This window comes from Amycolatopsis sp. NPDC045836, from assembly GCF_056431745.1.
The window spans coordinates 1-16,559 of sequence record NZ_JBWKKF010000015.1 but is presented as its reverse complement, the minus strand read 5'-3'; the positions used below and the strand labels follow the sequence as shown (position 1 = coordinate 16,559).

The 16,559-nt window shown below is 73.5% G+C and carries 23 protein-coding genes; 16 read left to right on the top strand and 7 right to left on the bottom strand.

Annotated elements, in window-relative coordinates; genetic code table 11:
- Positions 1–49 precede the first annotated feature (49 nt).
- The 8 genes from AC07EG_RS26945 to AC07EG_RS26910 all read left to right on the top strand — a co-directional run bounded on the left by AC07EG_RS26945 (position 50) and on the right by AC07EG_RS26910 (position 5,680).
- Positions 50–1,192: an ROK family transcriptional regulator gene (locus tag AC07EG_RS26945; protein WP_478255978.1), complete on the top strand. Its 1,143-nt coding sequence runs from the start codon at positions 50–52 to the stop codon at positions 1,190–1,192.
- Between the two features lie 205 nt (positions 1,193–1,397).
- Entirely contained in the window at positions 1,398–2,087 is a 690-nt protein-coding gene (locus AC07EG_RS26940) for a transglycosylase SLT domain-containing protein (protein WP_478255977.1), read from the top strand.
- Positions 2,087–3,130 carry a CHAP domain-containing protein gene (locus AC07EG_RS26935; protein ID WP_478255976.1) on the top strand — a complete coding sequence of 348 codons (1,044 nt, stop codon included), beginning with the start codon at positions 2,087–2,089 and terminating at the stop codon, positions 3,128–3,130. The genes AC07EG_RS26940 and AC07EG_RS26935 overlap by 1 nt, the downstream gene beginning before the upstream one ends.
- A complete protein-coding gene (locus AC07EG_RS26930; RefSeq protein ID WP_478255975.1) occupies positions 3,127–3,414 on the top strand; it encodes a YbaB/EbfC family DNA-binding protein in 288 nt (95 codons plus the stop codon). The genes AC07EG_RS26935 and AC07EG_RS26930 overlap by 4 nt, the downstream gene beginning before the upstream one ends.
- Positions 3,414–3,659 carry a hypothetical protein gene (locus AC07EG_RS26925; RefSeq protein WP_478255974.1) on the top strand — a complete coding sequence of 82 codons (246 nt, stop codon included), beginning with the start codon at positions 3,414–3,416 and terminating at the stop codon, positions 3,657–3,659. The genes AC07EG_RS26930 and AC07EG_RS26925 overlap by 1 nt, the downstream gene beginning before the upstream one ends.
- Complete coding sequence (locus AC07EG_RS26920; protein WP_478255973.1) at positions 3,652–3,960, top strand: WXG100 family type VII secretion target; 309 nt, start codon at positions 3,652–3,654, stop codon at positions 3,958–3,960. The genes AC07EG_RS26925 and AC07EG_RS26920 overlap by 8 nt, the downstream gene beginning before the upstream one ends.
- Positions 3,957–5,141 carry a hypothetical protein gene (locus tag AC07EG_RS26915; protein WP_478255972.1) on the top strand — a complete coding sequence of 395 codons (1,185 nt, stop codon included), beginning with the start codon at positions 3,957–3,959 and terminating at the stop codon, positions 5,139–5,141. Before AC07EG_RS26920 ends, AC07EG_RS26915 begins: the two co-directional genes overlap by 4 nt.
- Positions 5,141–5,680, top strand: coding sequence for a hypothetical protein (locus AC07EG_RS26910; protein ID WP_478255971.1), 540 nt, complete (start codon positions 5,141–5,143; stop codon positions 5,678–5,680). Before AC07EG_RS26915 ends, AC07EG_RS26910 begins: the two co-directional genes overlap by 1 nt.
- Here the strand turns inward: AC07EG_RS26910 and AC07EG_RS26905 are convergent.
- Complete coding sequence (locus tag AC07EG_RS26905) at positions 5,671–6,444, bottom strand: ESX secretion-associated protein EspG (RefSeq protein ID WP_478255970.1); 774 nt, start codon at positions 6,442–6,444, stop codon at positions 5,671–5,673. The genes AC07EG_RS26910 and AC07EG_RS26905 overlap by 10 nt on opposite strands.
- 62 nt (positions 6,445–6,506) lie before the next feature.
- Here AC07EG_RS26905 and AC07EG_RS26900 point away from each other — a divergent pair, with 62 nt between their 5' ends.
- Complete coding sequence (locus tag AC07EG_RS26900) at positions 6,507–7,262, top strand: helix-turn-helix transcriptional regulator (RefSeq protein ID WP_478255969.1); 756 nt, start codon at positions 6,507–6,509, stop codon at positions 7,260–7,262.
- On the opposite strand, the gene AC07EG_RS26895 is transcribed toward AC07EG_RS26900, so the two are convergent.
- The 6 genes from AC07EG_RS26895 to AC07EG_RS26870 all read right to left on the bottom strand — a co-directional run bounded on the left by AC07EG_RS26895 (position 7,237) and on the right by AC07EG_RS26870 (position 10,830).
- Positions 7,237–7,767, bottom strand: a complete 531-nt coding sequence (locus AC07EG_RS26895; protein ID WP_478255968.1) for a hypothetical protein — start codon at positions 7,765–7,767, stop codon at positions 7,237–7,239. The two genes, AC07EG_RS26900 and AC07EG_RS26895, sit on opposite strands and share 26 nt — an antisense overlap.
- Positions 7,764–8,471, bottom strand: coding sequence for a hypothetical protein (locus AC07EG_RS26890; RefSeq protein ID WP_478255967.1), 708 nt, complete (start codon positions 8,469–8,471; stop codon positions 7,764–7,766). Before AC07EG_RS26890 ends, AC07EG_RS26895 begins: the two co-directional genes overlap by 4 nt.
- Positions 8,461–8,751 carry a hypothetical protein gene (locus tag AC07EG_RS26885; RefSeq protein ID WP_478255966.1) on the bottom strand — a complete coding sequence of 97 codons (291 nt, stop codon included), beginning with the start codon at positions 8,749–8,751 and terminating at the stop codon, positions 8,461–8,463. Before AC07EG_RS26885 ends, AC07EG_RS26890 begins: the two co-directional genes overlap by 11 nt.
- The gene (locus tag AC07EG_RS26880; RefSeq protein ID WP_478255965.1) at positions 8,748–9,935 is read right to left on the bottom strand and encodes a WXG100 family type VII secretion target; all 1,188 of its coding nucleotides are present in this window, start codon (positions 9,933–9,935) and stop codon (positions 8,748–8,750) included. Before AC07EG_RS26880 ends, AC07EG_RS26885 begins: the two co-directional genes overlap by 4 nt.
- Before the next feature lie 2 nt (positions 9,936–9,937).
- Positions 9,938–10,405 carry a hypothetical protein gene (locus AC07EG_RS26875; RefSeq protein ID WP_478255964.1) on the bottom strand — a complete coding sequence of 156 codons (468 nt, stop codon included), beginning with the start codon at positions 10,403–10,405 and terminating at the stop codon, positions 9,938–9,940.
- Positions 10,406–10,491: 86 nt separating this feature from the next.
- Positions 10,492–10,830, bottom strand: a complete 339-nt coding sequence (locus AC07EG_RS26870) for a hypothetical protein (protein WP_478255963.1) — start codon at positions 10,828–10,830, stop codon at positions 10,492–10,494.
- 92 nt (positions 10,831–10,922) lie between these two features.
- Here AC07EG_RS26870 and AC07EG_RS26865 point away from each other — a divergent pair, with 92 nt between their 5' ends.
- The 7 genes from AC07EG_RS26865 to AC07EG_RS26835 all read left to right on the top strand — a co-directional run bounded on the left by AC07EG_RS26865 (position 10,923) and on the right by AC07EG_RS26835 (position 16,393).
- Entirely contained in the window at positions 10,923–11,486 is a 564-nt protein-coding gene (locus tag AC07EG_RS26865; RefSeq protein WP_478255962.1) for a hypothetical protein, read from the top strand.
- A gap of 31 nt (positions 11,487–11,517) precedes the next feature.
- Positions 11,518–13,026 (top strand): asparagine synthase (glutamine-hydrolyzing), encoded by a 1,509-nt coding sequence (gene asnB, locus AC07EG_RS26860; RefSeq protein ID WP_478255961.1) that lies wholly within the window; start codon positions 11,518–11,520, stop codon positions 13,024–13,026.
- Positions 13,027–13,100: 74 nt separating this feature from the next.
- On the top strand, positions 13,101–13,478 hold the full coding sequence (locus tag AC07EG_RS26855) for a hypothetical protein (protein WP_478255960.1): 378 nt from the start codon (positions 13,101–13,103) through the stop codon (positions 13,476–13,478).
- An 8-nt stretch (positions 13,479–13,486) separates the two neighbouring features.
- Positions 13,487–14,542, top strand: coding sequence for a hypothetical protein (locus AC07EG_RS26850; protein ID WP_478255959.1), 1,056 nt, complete (start codon positions 13,487–13,489; stop codon positions 14,540–14,542).
- Positions 14,543–14,561: 19 nt separating this feature from the next.
- The gene (locus tag AC07EG_RS26845) at positions 14,562–15,074 is read left to right on the top strand and encodes a YbaB/EbfC family nucleoid-associated protein (protein ID WP_478255958.1); all 513 of its coding nucleotides are present in this window, start codon (positions 14,562–14,564) and stop codon (positions 15,072–15,074) included.
- A gap of 25 nt (positions 15,075–15,099) precedes the next feature.
- Positions 15,100–16,038, top strand: coding sequence for a non-homologous end-joining DNA ligase (gene ligD, locus AC07EG_RS26840; RefSeq protein WP_478255957.1), 939 nt, complete (start codon positions 15,100–15,102; stop codon positions 16,036–16,038).
- Positions 16,039–16,054: 16 nt separating this feature from the next.
- Positions 16,055–16,393 carry a nuclear transport factor 2 family protein gene (locus AC07EG_RS26835; RefSeq protein WP_478255956.1) on the top strand — a complete coding sequence of 113 codons (339 nt, stop codon included), beginning with the start codon at positions 16,055–16,057 and terminating at the stop codon, positions 16,391–16,393.
- The last annotated feature ends 166 nt before the right edge of the window (positions 16,394–16,559 follow it).

Genomic DNA, 16,559 nt, shown 5'->3' with positions numbered 1-16,559 from the left:
TCGGCGGGTCAAGGCTTTCGTTCAGGCATCGAACGAATACAATCGCCCGATGATCGGGCCCGCCGGACAGCACACCGTGCGCCAGCACAACTCCGCCCTGGTGCTGCGGGCGATCGCCGACGGCCCCGGGGCCTCCCGCGCCGGGCTGGCCGCGGCCACCGGGCTGACCAAGGCGACCGTGTCCAGCGTGGTCGACCGGCTGCTGGCCGCCGACCTGGTCGCCGAGGGCGAGCCGGAGCGCCGGAACGGGCCGGGCAGGCGCGGCACCGCGGTGTCGCTGTCCCCCACCGGCCCGCACGGGCTCGGCGTGGAGGTCGGCGTGGACTACCTCGCCTACTGCCTGGTCGGCCTGACCGGTGAGGTGCGGGCGCAGGAGGTCCGCTTCGCCGACAACCGCACGCCGGAGGTGTTCGGCCGGGCCGCCGGGTTCCTGCGCTCGGCGTTGCAGGAGGCCGGTGCGCTGGGGGTGCCGGTGGGCGGGGTCTGCGTCGCCGTGCCGGGCCTGGTCGAGTCGTCGACCGGGGTGGTGCGGCTGGCCCCCAACCTCGGCTGGCGCGACGTCGACCTGGCCGCGGAACTCGGCGGCACCTTCTCCGTTGGCAACGAGGCGAACTTCGCCGCGCTGGCCGAGCTGTGGCACGGTTCGGGGCTGCCCGACTTCGTGCACGTCTCCGGGGAGATCGGCATCGGCGCGGGCCTGGTGCTCGGGCGGTCGCTGTTCGAGGGGGTGCGCGGGCTGGGCGGGGAGATCGGGCACCTGCCGGTGGACCCGCAGGGCCCGCGGTGTTCCTGCGGGGCACGCGGCTGCCTGGAGCGGATGGCCGGGCAGGAGGAGATCCTGCGGCTCTCCGGCGCCGGTTCGGTGGACGAACTGGTCGCCCGGCTCGAAGCGGACGACCCCACCGCTTCGGCGGCGGTGCGGGAGGCCGCGCGCTGGCTGGGCCTTGGCCTGTCCACCGTGGTCAACCTGGTGGACGTGCCCGCCGTGGTGCTCGGCGGCACCTACGCCCGGCTGGAGCCGTGGCTGCGGGAACCGCTGCTGGCCGAACTGACGCAGCGGGTGGCCAGCTCGGCGTGGTCCCCGGTCAGCCTGCTGCGGTCCGCCCTCGGCACCGGCGCCGCCGTCCGGGGCGCGGCGGCCTCGGTCGTCCGGGGCATCCTGGCCGCCCCGGAGTCCTGGCTGGCGAGCTGACTCACTCCGGCTTCTCCAGGCGCGCCGGTTCCTCGGCGGCCGACCAGGAAGCCGGGCAGCAGGCTGGCCGGCATGAAGACCCTCCCCGGAAGGAGTCGCGGCTCGCCGCCGGCTCGTTATCCGGCTGTACCCGGTGTGCAGCCCGGCCGACCGGTTGTGCAGCGCAGCTACCCCGCCACCGGCACCGAGCCGCACGATCGACGGCATGAGCGAGCTGAGCGCCGAGCAGATCGCCCGGCACGCGCGGGAAGCCGGGTTCAGCGGCGAGGGGTTGACCACGGCGGTAGCCGTCGCGCTGGCCGAGTCCGGTGGGGATCCCCGCGCGCACAACGACACCCCGCCCGACAACTCCTACGGGCTCTGGCAGATCAACATGCTCGGCGCACTGGGCCCGGAACGGCGCAGGCAGTTCGGGCTGGAGTCGAACGCCGAGCTGTTCGACCCCGCGGTCAACGCCAGGGCGGCGAACCGGATCTCCGGTGACGGCCGGTCGTTCACCCCCTGGTCGGCCTACACCAACGGCGCCTACCGGAAGTACCTCGACCACGCCCGCCGGGCCACCCGCGAGCGACCGCAGGGCGGCTCGTCCGGCGGCGGCAACGGCTACACCGTCGACCCCGAACTGGTCGCCGGTTACGTCAGGCGCACCAGGCGGTTGTCCGACGAACTCGCCACCACCGGCAAGGAACACCCCGCCGGGGACGGCTTCGGGCGCATCGGCAGGGAGTCCGGGTTCACCGCCGCGCTCGACGGCTTCTCCGCCGCCCTGCACCGCCAGGTCCGCGGCCTCTCGGCCGGGGCGGACGCGCTCGCCGACCGCACGGCCAGGGCGGCGAGGGCCTACCGCGACACCGAGGACGACACCGCCCGCCGGCTCGGCAGGAAGGCTCCCTAGTGGACACCAGGCAACTGGCGAAGCAACTCGCCCCCGAGTTGTTCGCCCACCGCAACAAGCTGGCCGGCAAAGCCGAAGACGCCGTACGCGTGCAGTTCTCCCTGCACCAGACCGCCACCACGCTCGACGAGCACCGGGACGCGCACACCAAGGCGGCCGAGAACGTGCTCAGCCACTGGAAGGGCGAAGGCGAACGGGGCTTCGAACGCCAGAGCCGCCGCCTGAGCCGCCGGCTGGCGGTGACCGGTGCCGCGGGCAGGCAGGCCGAGCGGGTGGTCTCCGAGGTGAGCGCCGCGTTGTCCGGCGGGCACACCGCCGCGCAACGGCTGATCGACGAGTACCTCACCAGGGCCACGCGGGTGCTCGACGCCGGGTTCGCGGTCAGCGGGGCCGGTGCCCCGGCCGCGCTGCAGAAGGCGGTGGCCGCGGTGGCGGACCTGGTTCCGCACTACACCGAGGAATCCGCCACCAACCTCCGCCGCGTGCACCGGGACCTGGAGGAGGCCGCGAAAAAGCTGCGTGCCCTGGAAAGGGAGATCGAGCACGACGGCGTCCACGACCGGACCGAACCGGCCGGCCGGGGCGGCGACGGCGGCGGCAACGGCGACGACGGCGACGGCGACGGCAAGGCACACACGATCGTTTCCGCCGCCCGCGGGGAGATCGGCACGCGGGAGAACCCGCCGGGCAGCAACCGCAACCCCTACGGCCCGGCCGCCGCGTGGTGCTCCTCCTTCGCCACCGCGATGTGGCGCAGGGCCGGGGTGAAGATCCCGGTGCTGCCGTTCACCGGCGACGTCTACCGCTGGGGCCAGGAACACGGCAAGGCCTACGGCCGCGAACACCTGGACCGGGCGCGCCCGGGTGACGTGCTGCTGTTCGGCACCGGGCCGTCGAGCCCGTCGACCAGCACGCACATCGGCATCGTGGAGAAGGTCGACGGCGATGAAGTCACGCTGATCGAAGGCAATTCCGGTGACCAGGTGCGCCGCAACACGCACCAGCTCAGTTCCGCCACCTTCTACGGCGGGGTGCACCCGTGATCACCGGGACCGCGCGGGACGCGGACAACGGCATCACCGTCGAGGTCGGGCCCGGCGGCGCACTGGTCGCGCTCGAGCTGGACCAGCGGTCGATGCGGCTCGGCGGCGAACGGCTCGCCGAGGCGCTGCTGCGGCTGACCGGCGCCGCCACCGCCACCGCCGACCAGCGCGTGCGGCACGAGTTCGGGCTGGACGAGGCGGAGCTGACCGCGCTCGGGCTCGGCGGCGGCGCCGAACTGGCCGGACTGGCCGAGGAAACCACCCCGGAGACCTGGAGGGTCTGATGGAGTCGAAAACCGCCGCGCTCGCGGCGATCCGGCGGTCGGCCGCCGGTGGTGGCGCCGAGGTGACCGTCGACCACGGCGGCAGGCTGGCCGGGCTGGTGCTCGGCCACGCGGCGATGACGCGGTCCCCCGGTGACCTGGCCGCGTTGATCCGGCGGCTGGCCGCCACCGCCACGGCCGCCGCGCTGATCGACGGCGTGGCCCACCTGACCGGACTCGGCTTGGAGGAGCTGGACCATGCCTGACGGGTACACGGTGGACACCACCAGCCTGGCCGCCCGGGTGGGCGAACTGCGGGCGGTCGCCGACGCGATCGCCACCGCCGCGTCCGCTTTGGACGATGCGGGCGGGGACCTCGGCCCCGGGGAGCTGAACGCCGCGGTCACCGAGGTGGCCCAGCAGTGGCGGGACGGGCTCGCCGAAATGACCGGGAAGATCGACACGATCGCGGGCAACGTGGCCGACGCGGTCGACGGCTACGAGACCCACGAAAGCGAAAGCGCGCAGGCGTTCCGGCAGCAGTTCGGCCCGGTGGTCACGCCATGACCTGCGAAACGCTCGGCTTCGACCCCGCCCCCGGCGACCGGTTCGCCGTGGCCGCGGTGCTGGAAGCCATGGCCGGTGCGCACAACCAGCTCACCGAATGCTCGAAACGGCTGCTCGACGCCGTCGAAATCACCGACGACAGCGAATGGGGCGGCGACGCGGCCGAAGAGTTCAGCGACCACGGCGACGACCTGCCCAGGGCGCTGGGCACCGGGATGACCGCCGTGCAGGCGGTCGGCAACGCGCTCGACACCTGGCTCGGCCAGCTGGTGGCGAACCAGAACAAGGCCCGGGAACTGGAGAACCGCGCGAAGGCGGTCATGCGCGCGTCCGGCGGCGAGCTCGACGACGAGCAGGAAGCCCGGCTCCGGGCGATCCTCGACCAGGCGCACCGCTTGCAGGCCAAGCACCTGCGTGAGGCGAACGCCGCCGCGTCGGCGATCCGCAGCGGCCCGGACGGGGCCTTCGAACCGGAGAACGACGGCTTCGGCGTGCAGTTGCTCGACGGGATCTCGGTGGCCTCCGGTGAGGTCGCCAAGTGGAGCGGCACGGTCGCCGCGGTGGCGGCCGTGGTGCCCGGCGGGCAGCCGCTGGCCGCCGGGGCGGGCACGCTCGCGGCGGGTGCCGCCGGGGTGAACACGCTGGCCGGGCTCGGGCAGAAGGCCGCGGGCTCGGCGAACGCACCCAGCTGGGGCACGCTCGCGCTCGGCGTGGTCCCGGTCCGCACGGCCACCTCGGCGGTCCGAGGGCTCCGCCGAGGTGGTGCGCTCAACGGCGCGAAGAAGGGCTTCGGCGAGAACAGCTTCGTCAAGGTGGCCAACGACGTCAAAGCCGTGCGACGGCACCGGCGGGGCACGCCCTCGCTGCGGGAAGCGCTGGCGCACAAGGCCAGCCGGGACGAACTGGCCAGGGGCCGCGAACTGGCGGGCGAGCGCGCCGGGGAGCTCAAGCACGGCGAACTCCGGGAACTGGCCAGGGCGCAGGCCGGCCGGGAGGCGATCGCGGCGGGCCTGCGCACCCCGTTCGACGGCTACGAAAGCTACGAAAAACTCGGTGACCGGGGTGGGAAACTGCCGCCGGAAGCCGCCTTGTTCCGCGAGGGCCTGACCTTCGCCGCCGATCCGTCCGCCGACCGCGTGGAACGGGTCGTCACCAACCTCGGCAAGGAGATCGCCAAGTGATGCGCCTGGCCTTCCCCGCCGGAACACGCCGGATCCAGCTCACCGACGCCGAACGAGCCATTCGCGAACTCACCGGGGTGCTCGCCGGGCTGCGCCGCGACCCGGTGGGCGTGCTGGAGCCGATGGCCTGCGAAGTGGTGGAAACGGCGGTCGGCGGCGGGGCGTTCGAGCTGGCCGTGGTGACCCCCGAGCACGCCGACCCGGCCCTGCTCACCCTGGTGGCGATGGCGGTGCCGGACGGCTGGGACGCCACCGGCGCCGAAGCGCTGCGGGATTCGATCGAAGACGTCGGCGGGCCCGGGGTGCGGGAGACCAGGGCGCTGGAGACCGCGCTCGGGCCGGCCGTGCTCACCCAGCGCGTGCCCGGCGTCGAGCAGGGCCGCACCGGTGAGCGCCTGAGCCTGCAGTTGCAGGGCTTCCTGGTCGACCCCGGGACCAGCCGGATGCTGCTGCTCACCCTGACCGGCCCGTCGGCCCGCGGCTGGGACGTGCACCAGCGCTGGTTCTTCGAGCTGGTGGCAACGGCGGGTCAGCGGTGAACGGCGTCGAGCAAGCCGTTCAGCCGCCGCGTCAGCCACTGGCCGTCCGCCGGGGTCAGCGTGGCCAGCTGCTCGCCGTTGACCGCCTCCACGGTCACCGCGTAACGCCCGGCTTCGGTGTCGTACCAGCTCAGGATCGGCGACCGGCCGCCGCGGCCGTTCGCCGCCACCTGCCCGGCGGCCGTGCGGCCGGCCCCGGCGACGGTGGCGAACGCCCGGACCGCGCGGCCGGTGACCCCGGCTTCGGCCAGCGCCCGTTCGAACCCGTCGTAACCGTTGCGGGCGTAGGCGTCCATCGCGGCGGAGAACGCCGCACGCGGCACCCGGACCGGCTCGCCGGGGCCCGCGGGCAGCTCCCCGATCACGTTCGCGATCGCCGTGGTCAGCCGGGTCACCGGCAGCGGCTCCAGCGCCACCTCGCGGTCGTCGAGCACGGCCAGCACCCCCCGCTCCCCGTCCCCCGCGGCCAGCACCCGCAGCGGGCGCGCGCCGAAGACCAGCGCGTCCACCGAGGCCAGCGGCCGGTCGAGCACCTCGAACATGCGCACCAGGTCGGCGTCCAGCTCGTCACCGCGGGCCAGCCCGGCCGCTTCGAGCCCGGCGAAGACCTCGGTGCCCAGCACCTCGCGCTCGGGCAGGGTGGCGCCGTGGGAGGGCACCTCGAGCGGGTAGGGCGGTTCGCCGTCGGCGAGGTCCTCCCAGAGCAGGTCGAACTCCAGGTGGGAGAGCACCACGCCACTGGTGGTCGACGTGCGCCGCGCCATGCCTGGTCCTCTCTCGTTTACCGTAGGCAGAATAGCGGCACGGAACGCGGTGATCACCCAGCATGCGACCAGAAGTAGCCGGCGGACTGCTCATCGTGCGGGCCTCGGGCGCCGACGCGGTGAAGGCCGCGCTCACCGGGGCACCGGCCACCCCGGACCGCATCCAGCTGCTGCTGGGCTGCCCGGTGCCGCAGGCCGCCGCGTTCAGCTTCGGGGACTGCTCGCTGCGGACCCAGCCGGGCGGGGTGGTGCTGCTGACCGTGCCGGAGGCCCGGCTGACCATCGGTTTCGCCGAACTGCGGCCGCTGATGTTCCAGCCGGTGGAGGTGGCCCCGGCGTTGCGGTCGGTGTTCTCCGGCGCGGTGGCGCAGCTGCTCGCGGCGGGGCACGCGCTGGACCCGCACGGCCTGGCCCACCACCTGCTCGGCCTGGCCGAACTGGTGCTGCGCAGTGCGTTGCGCAGCGAACTGGACCGGTCCGACGCGGCGGCGGCGCGGCGGCGCGAGGCGATCGCGTACATGCGGGCCCACCTGGCCGATCCGGCGCTGAGCGCGGAGCGGATCGCCGACGCGTTGTTCATCTCGCGGCGGCGGCTCTACCAGCTGTTCGACGACGGGCACGGGATCTCCGAACGCATCCGGGTGCTGCGCATCGAGAAGGCCAAGGCGCTGCTCACCGATCCGGCGAAGGCCGCCCGCGGCATCGCCGAGATCTCCCGTGACTGCGGGTTCACCAACGCCACGCACTTCTCCCGGGCGTTCCGGAAACTGGTCGGGCAGACGCCGCGGGAGTTCAGGGAACGGGTGCGCGCGGGGTGAAGTCGACCCCGCTGACGAACCGCCCGGCGACCGCGGCGAGGTCGAGCCAGCCGCGGCCGGACGGCGAGTGCAGGGTGAACACCGCCGCCCGCGCGCCCGCCCGGTCGAGCACCACGGCCTGCAGTTGCGCGCCGGTGAGCAGGATGCGCTCGGTGATCACCACCGGATAACCGCGCCGCGTCTCGGCCTGGGTCACCTCGCGGATACCGGGCCCGCCCGCGTCGGCCAGGTGGTACCGCAGTTCGGCGGCGTGCTCCGCGGTCACCGCCCGGTCCATCGGCACCGTGCCGCCGACCAGGATGCCCGGATCGGCGGCGGGGTGCTCGACCAGCGCGAGGAGTTCCGCGGCGTGCTCGTGGGCCAGTTCGGCGGCTTGGATCGCGGCCGCCTCCAGGGTCGGGTCGTTCTCCCGGAGGACGGCCAGCAGCTTCCGCAGTTCGGCGGTCGTCTGTTCCGGCGAGCGCAGGGAGACCGAAGTGATCCCGGGGACCGAGCCCAGCTTCATCGCGCCAGGGCCGCGGCGAAGGCCCCCGCCGCGAACTCCGGCTCCGCCCGCGTCGCGGCCGGGCGCAGCACCGCGGCGGCCAGCCCCGCGGCGAAGGCGGACTGGCCGGTCAGCGCCTGGCCCAGCCCGCCGAACAACTCGGCGCGGCCGGGCACCCTGGCCGCCGCCTCGGCGCCCTCACCGTCGAGGGTGCGCAGCCGGGTGCGCACGCGCCCGGCCTCGGCGAGGTGGTCGCGTTCGAGCAGGCGCGCGGTTTCCAGGACGCGTTCCAGCTCTTGGGTCAGCTGCTCGTGCCGCGCCACCGCGGCGCGGCGCTGGGCCTCCACCCCCGGCGCGGTGCTGAACTGGGCGGTCACCGTGGCGGTGTCCAGGTCGTCGGAGGCGGTGAGCAGGGCGCGCTTGAGCCGCAGGGCCCGCTGGTCCAGCTGCTCGGCGCGGCGCCGGTTGGCCAGCAGGGTGCCCGCCCACTCGTCGAGGATGGTCGCCGCCGCCCGCAGCGCCCGGCCCGCCGCGGCCAGTTCCCCCGGTGCCGCCGCCAGCCGCTCGCCGAACCCGGCCGCGCCGGAACCGCGCCACCCCGCCGGTCCGGCCGGTGGCTCGGGCAGCAGGGCCGCGGCGCGGGCGCAGCGCTCGGCCGAGGCCATCACCGCGTCCGGGGAGCCGGGTGCGGGATCGAAGTCGAGGCCGCGGTACTCAGTCGGCATCGGACAGTCCCCGGACGGCTTCGGCCTCGCCCCCGGTGTAGGCACCGGCGGCGCGGCGGAGGTCCCGCGCGGCCTGGCTCAGCTGGGTGTGCACACCGTCGATTCTGCCCGCCCAAGCCCCGATCAGCTCGTCGACCACCTCGGTGAGGCCCGCCGGGCCCAGTTCCCCGCCCGCTCCGGTGCCCAGCGCGGCGGCGGCCTCGCGGGTGTCGTCGGCGGCCGCGTCCAGCCGGGCGGCCGCCGCCGCCAGTTCGGCCGGATCGACCCGGTGCCCGCTCATTCGCCGAGCACGGACGGATAGGCGGGCGGCAGGTCGTCCAGCAGGTCCAGGCCGTCGGCCCAGCGCACGCGGTGCTCCCGGTCCTCCTCGCGACCGGCGCCCTGGCCGAGCGGCGGGTAGAAGGCCGATCCCGCACCGGCGCCGCCGCCCCGGATGCCACCGGCACCACCGGCCGGGCCCGCGGGCCCGCCGCGCACCCCGCCGGAAGGCACTCCGCCGATCACCCCGCCGTTACCGGCCCCACCGGGCCCGGCGGGGATTCCGGCCGCCGGTCCCCCGATTCCGGTGCCGATTCCGGGGCCGGGGCCGGGGCCCGGTACCCCGGTTCCCGGCACGCCGGTGCTGCCGCCGGGCACCAGGCCCGCGGCGTGCGTGCTGTCGTCCACGGCCCCGTTTCCCGGCGCGGGCGGCGCCGTCGGCGGGCTCGGCGCCACCGGGGTCAGCCCGGGCGGTTCCTCCGCCGGCACGGTGACCACCGGCGGCGGCGCACCGGCGTCCTGGTGGGCCACCGCGGGTGCCGCGTCGAACGGCTGCGGTAGTCCACTGTGGACACCCTTGCTGGCCGACTCGTACTGCTGCATCACCCGCACCGCCTCGGCCTTGGCCTCGGTGGCTTCCTTCTTCGTCGGCAGGTGGTCGTCGAGCAGCTGGTCCATCAGGTACAGCCCGGCGGGCCCGTCCAGCGCCTTGACGTCGTAGCCCTGCCGGAACCAGCGCTCGGCGTGGTAGTGCACCGGCTCCGGCATCTTGTGCTGGGCCTCGACGATGGCCGAGGTGTAGGCGTCCAGCCCGCCGCCGACCCGGTGCGCGTGCCCGCTCACCCGCGCCGCCCAGGTGGTCAGCGCGGACACCGATTCCGCCGCCCGCGCCGCCGACGGCCCGCGCCAGGAGTACATCAGCTTCTGCACCGTGCGGCGGATGTCCTCGGTGGCCTGGTCGACGTTCTTCGCCACCTGCCCCCAGTTGTGCGCGGTCTCGCCCAGCGCGCCCGGCTCCGCCGTCTTGATCATCTCCCACAGCTGGCGGTGTTCGTAGACCTGCCAGTTGATCGGCGCGAACTCCCCGTCGTCACGCCAGTTCCGTTTGCGCTGCCTGATCACCTTGCGCTCGCGCTTCCGCTGACCGGGGGTCTTCTCCCGGCCTTCGGAGCGGTAGCGCTTCTTGCGGTGCTCGTTGTACTCCATGCTCACTCCGGCCGGAGGGTGGTCGCGGCGGCCTGGTCGTGCTGCTCGTGCGCGGCCCGCACCCGCCCGATGGTCTCGCGGAGCGCGGTCAGTTCGGTGAGGTAACCGCGCAACGCGGCCTGCAGCCCACCGGCGGAGTCGCCGCCGCGCAAGCCGAACGCGGTGCGCATGGGGCGGGTCACCGGGCTCGAGCCGTCCCGCAGCGTGGCACCGAGCTGAGCGGCCTGCGCCAGGTACCGGGACAGTTCCTCGTGGCGACGGGCCAACTCGGCCTCCGCGGCGAGGATCTCGTCGTAGTCGAGTTCGATCACGTCCGCGGTGGGGCCGGCCACCACACCGGCCGAACCCGCGCCGGTCGGCGGAGCCACCTCGGCCGCCCGCGGAATCCGCGACGGCCCGCGGTTCTCCTCAGCGTTCTCGGCGCTCTCGGCCAGCCGCCGGGCGTCTTCCCTGTCACGCACTCTCGCCATGCCGCCATCCTCGCCGACGAACTCGACCATGGTCGGCTTCATTGCACCACGAGGCACGAGAACTACACAGGGTGGAACCACCCCGTTCAGCGGCGTTGCCGGGGGCGGCGCTGCTCCTGGGGGCGGCGCTGCGGCTGCCGCTGCTGCGGCGAGCGGGGCTGCTGGCGCTGCGGCTGCGCCGGCCGGTCGCGCTGCGGCTGCGCCGGCCGTGACGGCGGGCGCTCCCGCTCCGCTTCGCCCGCCTCGGGTTTGGGCCGGTTGGCCCACGAGTCGAACACGAGCAGCAACACCGCGAGCACGGCGAGGTAGATGCCGACGTCACGGAGCCCGACAAAGACGATCAAAACGACCGAAACGACCACCATCGGAACGACAACGACCCAGCAGAGGGGGTCGATCCGCCCGAACTTCGGACTCCCTGCCATCGCTGTCTCCCTTCGCCTTTGCATTCGAAAGGCGTCACTGGGCGTTCACCCTAACCCGCCCCCGCGCTCCCCCGGTTGAGTACTGTCGCGCCATGCCAATTCTGGGGGCCCTCATCGGTGCCGTGTTCGGCACCGTGTTCGTCGTGGTGAACGCCGGCGAACCGCTCAATCCTACGGTCGCCCTGATCCTGCGGGTACTCGCCGGTCTCGCACTGGTCTCGTTCCTGATCATGGCCGTGCCGGCGCTCCGGCGCGGGCTCGCGGCGCCGCCGAGGCCCGAGCCGGGCGGCGCCACCTTCTTCGGCGTCCGGTACTGGATCGTGGTCACCGGCGAACTGGTGCTCTTCGTGGCCGGCTCGGCGGTGCTGCGGCTGCTCGGCGCCCCGCCGCAGACCGGGGTCGCCTGGGTGGCGTTCGTGGTCGGTGTGCACTTCATCCCGTTCGCCACGATCTGGCGGCAGCGGAGCATCCTGGGGCCCGCCTACGTGCTCACCGCGCTCGGCGCCGCCGGGCTGGTCATGGCGCTGACCCCGGCCGTGGCCTGGACGCCGGTCGTCAGCGGGGTGCTGTCCGGGGTGACGCTGCTGGCGGGCAGCCTGTACGCCGCGTCACGCCCGCTGCGGCCGAGCCCGGCGAATTCACCGGTCGCCAATTAGACTCGTCTCCCGACCACGGGAGGTACAGCACGTGTGCGGAATCGTCGCTGCGGTCGGTGAAGTGGACACCCGGCGCTGCCGGGAAATGCTCGCCCGGATCAAGCACCGGGGCCCGGACGACACCGGGGAGATCCGGCGCGGCCGGGTCTGGCTCGGCCACCAGCGGCTGTCCATCATGGACGTCGACGGCGGCGCCCAGCCGATGAGCGATCCCGGTGGTACCACGTACCTGGTGGCCAACGGCGAGATCTACAACCACCGGCGCATCCGCGAGGACCTCGGGCACGAGCTGTTCGAGACCGGCTCCGACAGCGAGGCCGCGCTGCACGCGCTGATCGTGGACGGCCCGGCCGGGCTGGCCCGGTTGCGCGGCATGTTCGCGCTCGCGTTCATGACCGACGACGGGCAGTTCCTCGTCGCCCGCGACGCGGTGGGCGTGAAGCCGCTCTACTGGGTGCGGCGCCCGGAGGTCACCTTGTTCGCCAGCGAGCTGCGGGCCTTCGACGAAGCCGACCGCCCGCTGGTGGAGAGCTTCCCGCCGGGGTGCTGCTGGAGCCCGGCCGGTGGCCTGGTGCGCTTCGCCGACGCCGTGCCCGCCGTGCTGCGGCCCGCCCGTCGCGCCGGAGAAGCCGGGGTCTGGAGCGAGGACCTGCTGAAGTCGGTGCGCGAGACGATCGTGACCGCGGTGGAGAACCGGATGATGAGCGACGTCGGCATCGGCGTGTTCCTCTCCGGTGGCCTCGATTCGGCCATCGTCGCCGCGGTCGCCGCCGAGTACGCGCTGCGCCACCACCAGCCGCTGCCGACCTTCGCCATCGGCGCTCCCGGCAGCTCCGACCTGGCCGCGGCCAGGGTGGTCGCCGAGCACCTCGGCACCGAGCACCACGAGATCGTGATGACCGCCGAGGACGCGGTGGCGGCGCTGCCGGAGGCGGTGCGCGCGATCGAGCACTTCGACCCGTCGCTGGTGCGCAGCGCGGTGCCGAACCTGCTGCTGGCCGAGTACGCCTCGAAGCGGGTGCACGCCGTGCTCACCGGTGAAGGCGCCGACGAGCTGTTCGCCGGGTACGACTACTACCACGCCGAACCGTTCACCGATCCCGACGCGCTGCAGGCCGAACTGGTGCGCACGGTGAACGAACTGCACCACCTGAACCTCCAGCGCTGCGACCGCACCACGATGGCCTTCGGCATGGAGGCGCGGGTGCCGTTCCTGGACCGGGACGTGATCGCGCAGGCGTTGTCGATCCCGCCGGAGCACAAGATGACCGGCCCCGGCCGGGAACCCAAGCAGCTGCTGCGCGACGCCTTCGAGGGGTGGTTGCCCGAGCAGATCCTGCGCCGCGGCAAGGAGCAGTTCGGCGACGGCTCGGGCGCCAAGGACGTGCTGGAGCGGGCGGTGCACGCCGCGCCGGAGGTGGCCGGGGCCGAGGGCGTGGAGCTGCGGTCCAAAGAGGAGGCCGGGTTCTACGCCATTTGGCGCAGTGCCTTCGATGGCATTCGTCCCGGGTCGACGCTGGGTTTGTTCGCGACCACCTGAGCGGGCGGTGAGTTGCACCACTCGACGCCCCATTCCGCGCGGTGACCTGCATCGACAGTGCTTGTATGCAATCCATGATCGGATTCGAAACGGACCTGGACGACCTCCGCGCGTCCAGCGTTCACCTGGCGAACGCGGCCGACGCCGCCGCCGACGCCAGGGACGGCGAGCACCAGCAGGACGTGGCGGTGGCCCCGCCCAAGGAGCACTGGTACGACCTCTCCGGCATGATCCCGGTGGAGAACGCCTTCGGCGGCTCACTGGGCCTGCAGAAGGTCGCGCGGGCGTATGAGAACCACCGCGCGAAGATCGAGAAGCTGCTCGCCGAACTGCACCAGAGCACGCTGGATTCGAGCCACGCGCTGGCCCGGGTCGCGGAACTCTACGAGCAGGCCGACGTCGATTCGCGCACCCGGCTGCAGCGGGCCGCCGCCGAACTGGACGAGAGCTGAGGCGCGCCGTGGACGACGACTACTTCGGCGCGCTCGACGTGGGGACCACCTCCTGGGGCGGCGACTACGACGACAAGCGCGAGACCCACCTCGAGGGCATCGGCGAGGATCTGCGCGACGGCGCCAACGACGCGCTCGACGCCATCGAAATCCTGCGGTGGACGGAGCTCTGGCTGCCGGAGGAGCAGGTCGAGGACTGGCGGAAGCAGGTGGCGGACTTCTACCGCGAGTTCTCCGCGGCCGACATCGACCGCGAATCCGAATCCGGGCTGCAGGCGCTGATCAACGGGCACGACAAGATCTGGAAAGCGCTGATCGACGGCTCGATGTCCGAGCTGGACCAGGCGGAGAAGCGGCTGGAGCACTGGCGCGGAGACGCGGCCAACGACGTCAAGTCCTACATCAGCAGGCTGGCGCACACCTACGACCGGGTCGGCACGAAGATCACCGTGCTGGAGGCCGACGTGGTGGCCGCGCGCGAGGCGATCGCCTCGGCCCGCTCCGACCTGACCAAGCTCGGCGAATCCTTCAAGGCCGTGGCGGAGAAGTACCGGGAGGACCAGTCCCGCAAGAGCGAGTCGGCCGCGCTCAAGGTGCTCGGCGCGGCCTTCGCCGGCGCGGTGGCCGGACTGCTCACCGTGGCCACCGCCGGGGCGGGGGCGGCCGCGGGCGCGGCGGTGCTCTCCGCCACCGCGAAGGGTGCGATCATCGCCGGGAACGTGGCGGGCTCGGCGATCAGCGCGGGCATCGCCAACGCGGCGGACATCGCCGGGGACAACGTGTTCGACCTGGTCGCCAGCTTCCTGGAGAACGCGGGCAAGCTGCGTGACGGCATGGTCGACGCGATGGACGACCTGGCCGAGCAGATCGGCATCGAGGCGGGCGACCTGCCGCAGGTCCCGCCGCCGCCCGACGTCAGCCCGGGCAGCGCGTTCAACCCGGACGACTTCGAGACCGAGCGGCTGGACAAGGACACCGAGGGTCGGGTGCGCGACTCGGGCGTGGACCTCACCCCGGGTGGCCGGGTGGACGACTCCGGCAGCACCCCGGCGCCGTTAACCTGACAGCGGAGGTGGGCTGAGCATGGCCGACGACGAGCCCGTACCGCGGCGCGCGAAGCGGAAGCCGCCGGAGAAGCCGGCCAAGCCGGACCGGGCGGCGATCGTCAAGGCGCTGCAGTCGCTCTCGGTGGACGCCGGGTCACCGGACGGCACGGTCGGCGTCACGGTCAACACCGACGGGGTGATGACCCGGCTGAGCCTGTCCGAGAACGCCGCGAAGCTGCCGCCCGCCCAGCTGGCCAACCTGGTGCTGCGCACGTACGCGCAGGCCCAGCGGGAGTCCGCGCAGCGCAGCGCCGAGTTGCTGAGCCCGCTGGGCAGCGCCGGTTACCTGACCGACCGGCTGCGGTGGCGGCTGAAGTTCCACCCGGGTCCGGCCGCGGCCGGGCCCGGGCCGCCGGGTCCGGCGCCCGCGGCCGGTGGCGGGGTCCTGCGCGACCGGTCCGGGTCGTGGCGGGAGCCGGAGAAGCGGGCCGAGCCCGAGTCGGACGACGAGTTCTACGAGAAGGGCGTCCGGTTCGACCCTTCGTGGTGAGCGGGGAAGGGATAGCCTCGAGGCCATGAGCAAGTCAGCCGCGGTGGAGATCGAGGTCGGCCCGCGCACGGTGCGGGTGTCGAACCCGGACCGGGTGTACTTCCCCGCCCGGGGTGAGACCAAGCTGGACCTGGTCAACTACTACCTGTCCGTGGGTGCGGGCATCGTGCGGGCGCTGCGGGAGCGGCCGTGCATGCTCCACCGGTTCCCGTCCGGGGTCAGCGGCGAGAAGGTGCACCAGAAGCGCGTGCCGAACGGGGCGCCGCCGTGGCTGGAGACGGTGCGGGTGCACTTCCCGCGGTACGGCAGGCACGCCGACGAGCTGTGCGTGACCGAGCTGGCCAGCGTGATCTGGGCGGTGCAGATGTCCACTGTGGAGTTCCACCCGTGGAACTCCCGGCGGGCCGACACCGAGCGCCCGGACGAGTGGCGCATCGACCTCGACCCGATGCCGGACTGCGACTTCGGCCGCGTGCGGCGGGTGGCCCGGGTGGCGCACGAGGTGCTCGGCGACCTCGGCATCACCGGCTGGCCGAAGACCTCCGGCGGCGACGGCCTGCACGTCTACGTGCGGATCGAGCCGGAGTGGGGGTTCCAGGAGGTCCGGCGGGCCGCGCTCGCCTTCGCCAAGGAGGTCGAGCGGCGTGCCCCGGACGACGTGACCACCGCGTGGTGGCGCAAGGACCGCGAGCCGGACCGGGTGTTCGTGGACTACAACCAGAACACGCGGGACCACACCATCGCCAGCGCCTACTCGGTGCGCGGGGTGCCGGAAGCCGTGGTGTCCACCCCGATCACCTGGGCGGAGGTCGATTCGGTGGAGCCGCGGGAATGCACCATCGGCGTGGTTTCGCGGCGGTTCGCGGAAATCGGTGATCCGCACGAGAAGATCGACGAGGTGGCGCACCGGCTGGACACGCTGCTCGAGTGGGCCGACCGGGACGGCCTGGATCCCGCCGAATAGCGGCTACCGTGTGGGTATGGAAACCGTTGCCGAGCAGTTCAACGCCCGGATCAACGCCCACGACCTGACCGGCCTGGGCCGCCTGATGACCGACGACCACCGCTTCGTCGACACCGACGGCAGCATCGTCGCCGGGAAGCGGGCCTGCCTGGAGGCGTGGTCGGCCTTCTTCGTGGCCTTCCCGGAATACCGGAACGTCTTCGATTCGGTGACCGCTTCCGGGGACCGCGTCACGATCACCGGGCGTTCCGTCTGCCCCGGCCACCCGGACCTGGACGGCCCGGCCCGGTGGACCGCCGTGCTCGCCGGTGACCTGGTCGCCGAATGGCACGTCCACCCGGGTTCACCGGCCTGACCACCGTCCACTCCGGACCTTTTCCGATGCGCACCGGGTGGGGGGGGGGGGGGGGGGGGGGGGGGGGAGAAAAGGGGGAAGGGGGGGGGGGGGGGGGGGGGGGAGGAGAGGTGGGAGGGAGCACCGTAAGTGAGAGGCCTTTCCGCCCCCCACCCCCCCCCCCCCC

Excerpts from the sequence above, each read along its gene's own strand:
- AC07EG_RS26945 (WP_478255978.1), top strand. The coding sequence starts at position 50 with ATGATCGGGCCCGCCGGACAGCACACCGTGCGCCAGCACAACTCCGCC.
- AC07EG_RS26940 (WP_478255977.1), top strand. The coding sequence starts at position 1,398 with ATGAGCGAGCTGAGCGCCGAGCAGATCGCCCGGCACGCGCGGGAAGCC.
- AC07EG_RS26925 (WP_478255974.1), top strand. The coding sequence starts at position 3,414 with ATGGAGTCGAAAACCGCCGCGCTCGCGGCGATCCGGCGGTCGGCCGCC.
- AC07EG_RS26920 (WP_478255973.1), top strand. The coding sequence starts at position 3,652 with ATGCCTGACGGGTACACGGTGGACACCACCAGCCTGGCCGCCCGGGTG.
- AC07EG_RS26915 (WP_478255972.1), top strand. The coding sequence starts at position 3,957 with ATGACCTGCGAAACGCTCGGCTTCGACCCCGCCCCCGGCGACCGGTTC.
- AC07EG_RS26910 (WP_478255971.1), top strand. The coding sequence starts at position 5,141 with ATGCGCCTGGCCTTCCCCGCCGGAACACGCCGGATCCAGCTCACCGAC.
- AC07EG_RS26905 (WP_478255970.1), bottom strand. The coding sequence starts at position 6,444 with ATGGCGCGGCGCACGTCGACCACCAGTGGCGTGGTGCTCTCCCACCTG.
- AC07EG_RS26900 (WP_478255969.1), top strand. The coding sequence starts at position 6,507 with ATGCGACCAGAAGTAGCCGGCGGACTGCTCATCGTGCGGGCCTCGGGC.
- AC07EG_RS26895 (WP_478255968.1), bottom strand. The coding sequence starts at position 7,767 with ATGAAGCTGGGCTCGGTCCCCGGGATCACTTCGGTCTCCCTGCGCTCG.
- AC07EG_RS26890 (WP_478255967.1), bottom strand. The coding sequence starts at position 8,471 with ATGCCGACTGAGTACCGCGGCCTCGACTTCGATCCCGCACCCGGCTCC.
- AC07EG_RS26885 (WP_478255966.1), bottom strand. The coding sequence starts at position 8,751 with ATGAGCGGGCACCGGGTCGATCCGGCCGAACTGGCGGCGGCGGCCGCC.
- AC07EG_RS26880 (WP_478255965.1), bottom strand. The coding sequence starts at position 9,935 with ATGGAGTACAACGAGCACCGCAAGAAGCGCTACCGCTCCGAAGGCCGG.
- AC07EG_RS26875 (WP_478255964.1), bottom strand. The coding sequence starts at position 10,405 with ATGGCGAGAGTGCGTGACAGGGAAGACGCCCGGCGGCTGGCCGAGAGC.
- AC07EG_RS26870 (WP_478255963.1), bottom strand. The coding sequence starts at position 10,830 with ATGGCAGGGAGTCCGAAGTTCGGGCGGATCGACCCCCTCTGCTGGGTC.
- AC07EG_RS26865 (WP_478255962.1), top strand. The coding sequence starts at position 10,923 with ATGCCAATTCTGGGGGCCCTCATCGGTGCCGTGTTCGGCACCGTGTTC.
- AC07EG_RS26855 (WP_478255960.1), top strand. The coding sequence starts at position 13,101 with ATGATCGGATTCGAAACGGACCTGGACGACCTCCGCGCGTCCAGCGTT.
- AC07EG_RS26845 (WP_478255958.1), top strand. The coding sequence starts at position 14,562 with ATGGCCGACGACGAGCCCGTACCGCGGCGCGCGAAGCGGAAGCCGCCG.
- ligD (WP_478255957.1), top strand. The coding sequence starts at position 15,100 with ATGAGCAAGTCAGCCGCGGTGGAGATCGAGGTCGGCCCGCGCACGGTG.
- AC07EG_RS26835 (WP_478255956.1), top strand. The coding sequence starts at position 16,055 with ATGGAAACCGTTGCCGAGCAGTTCAACGCCCGGATCAACGCCCACGAC.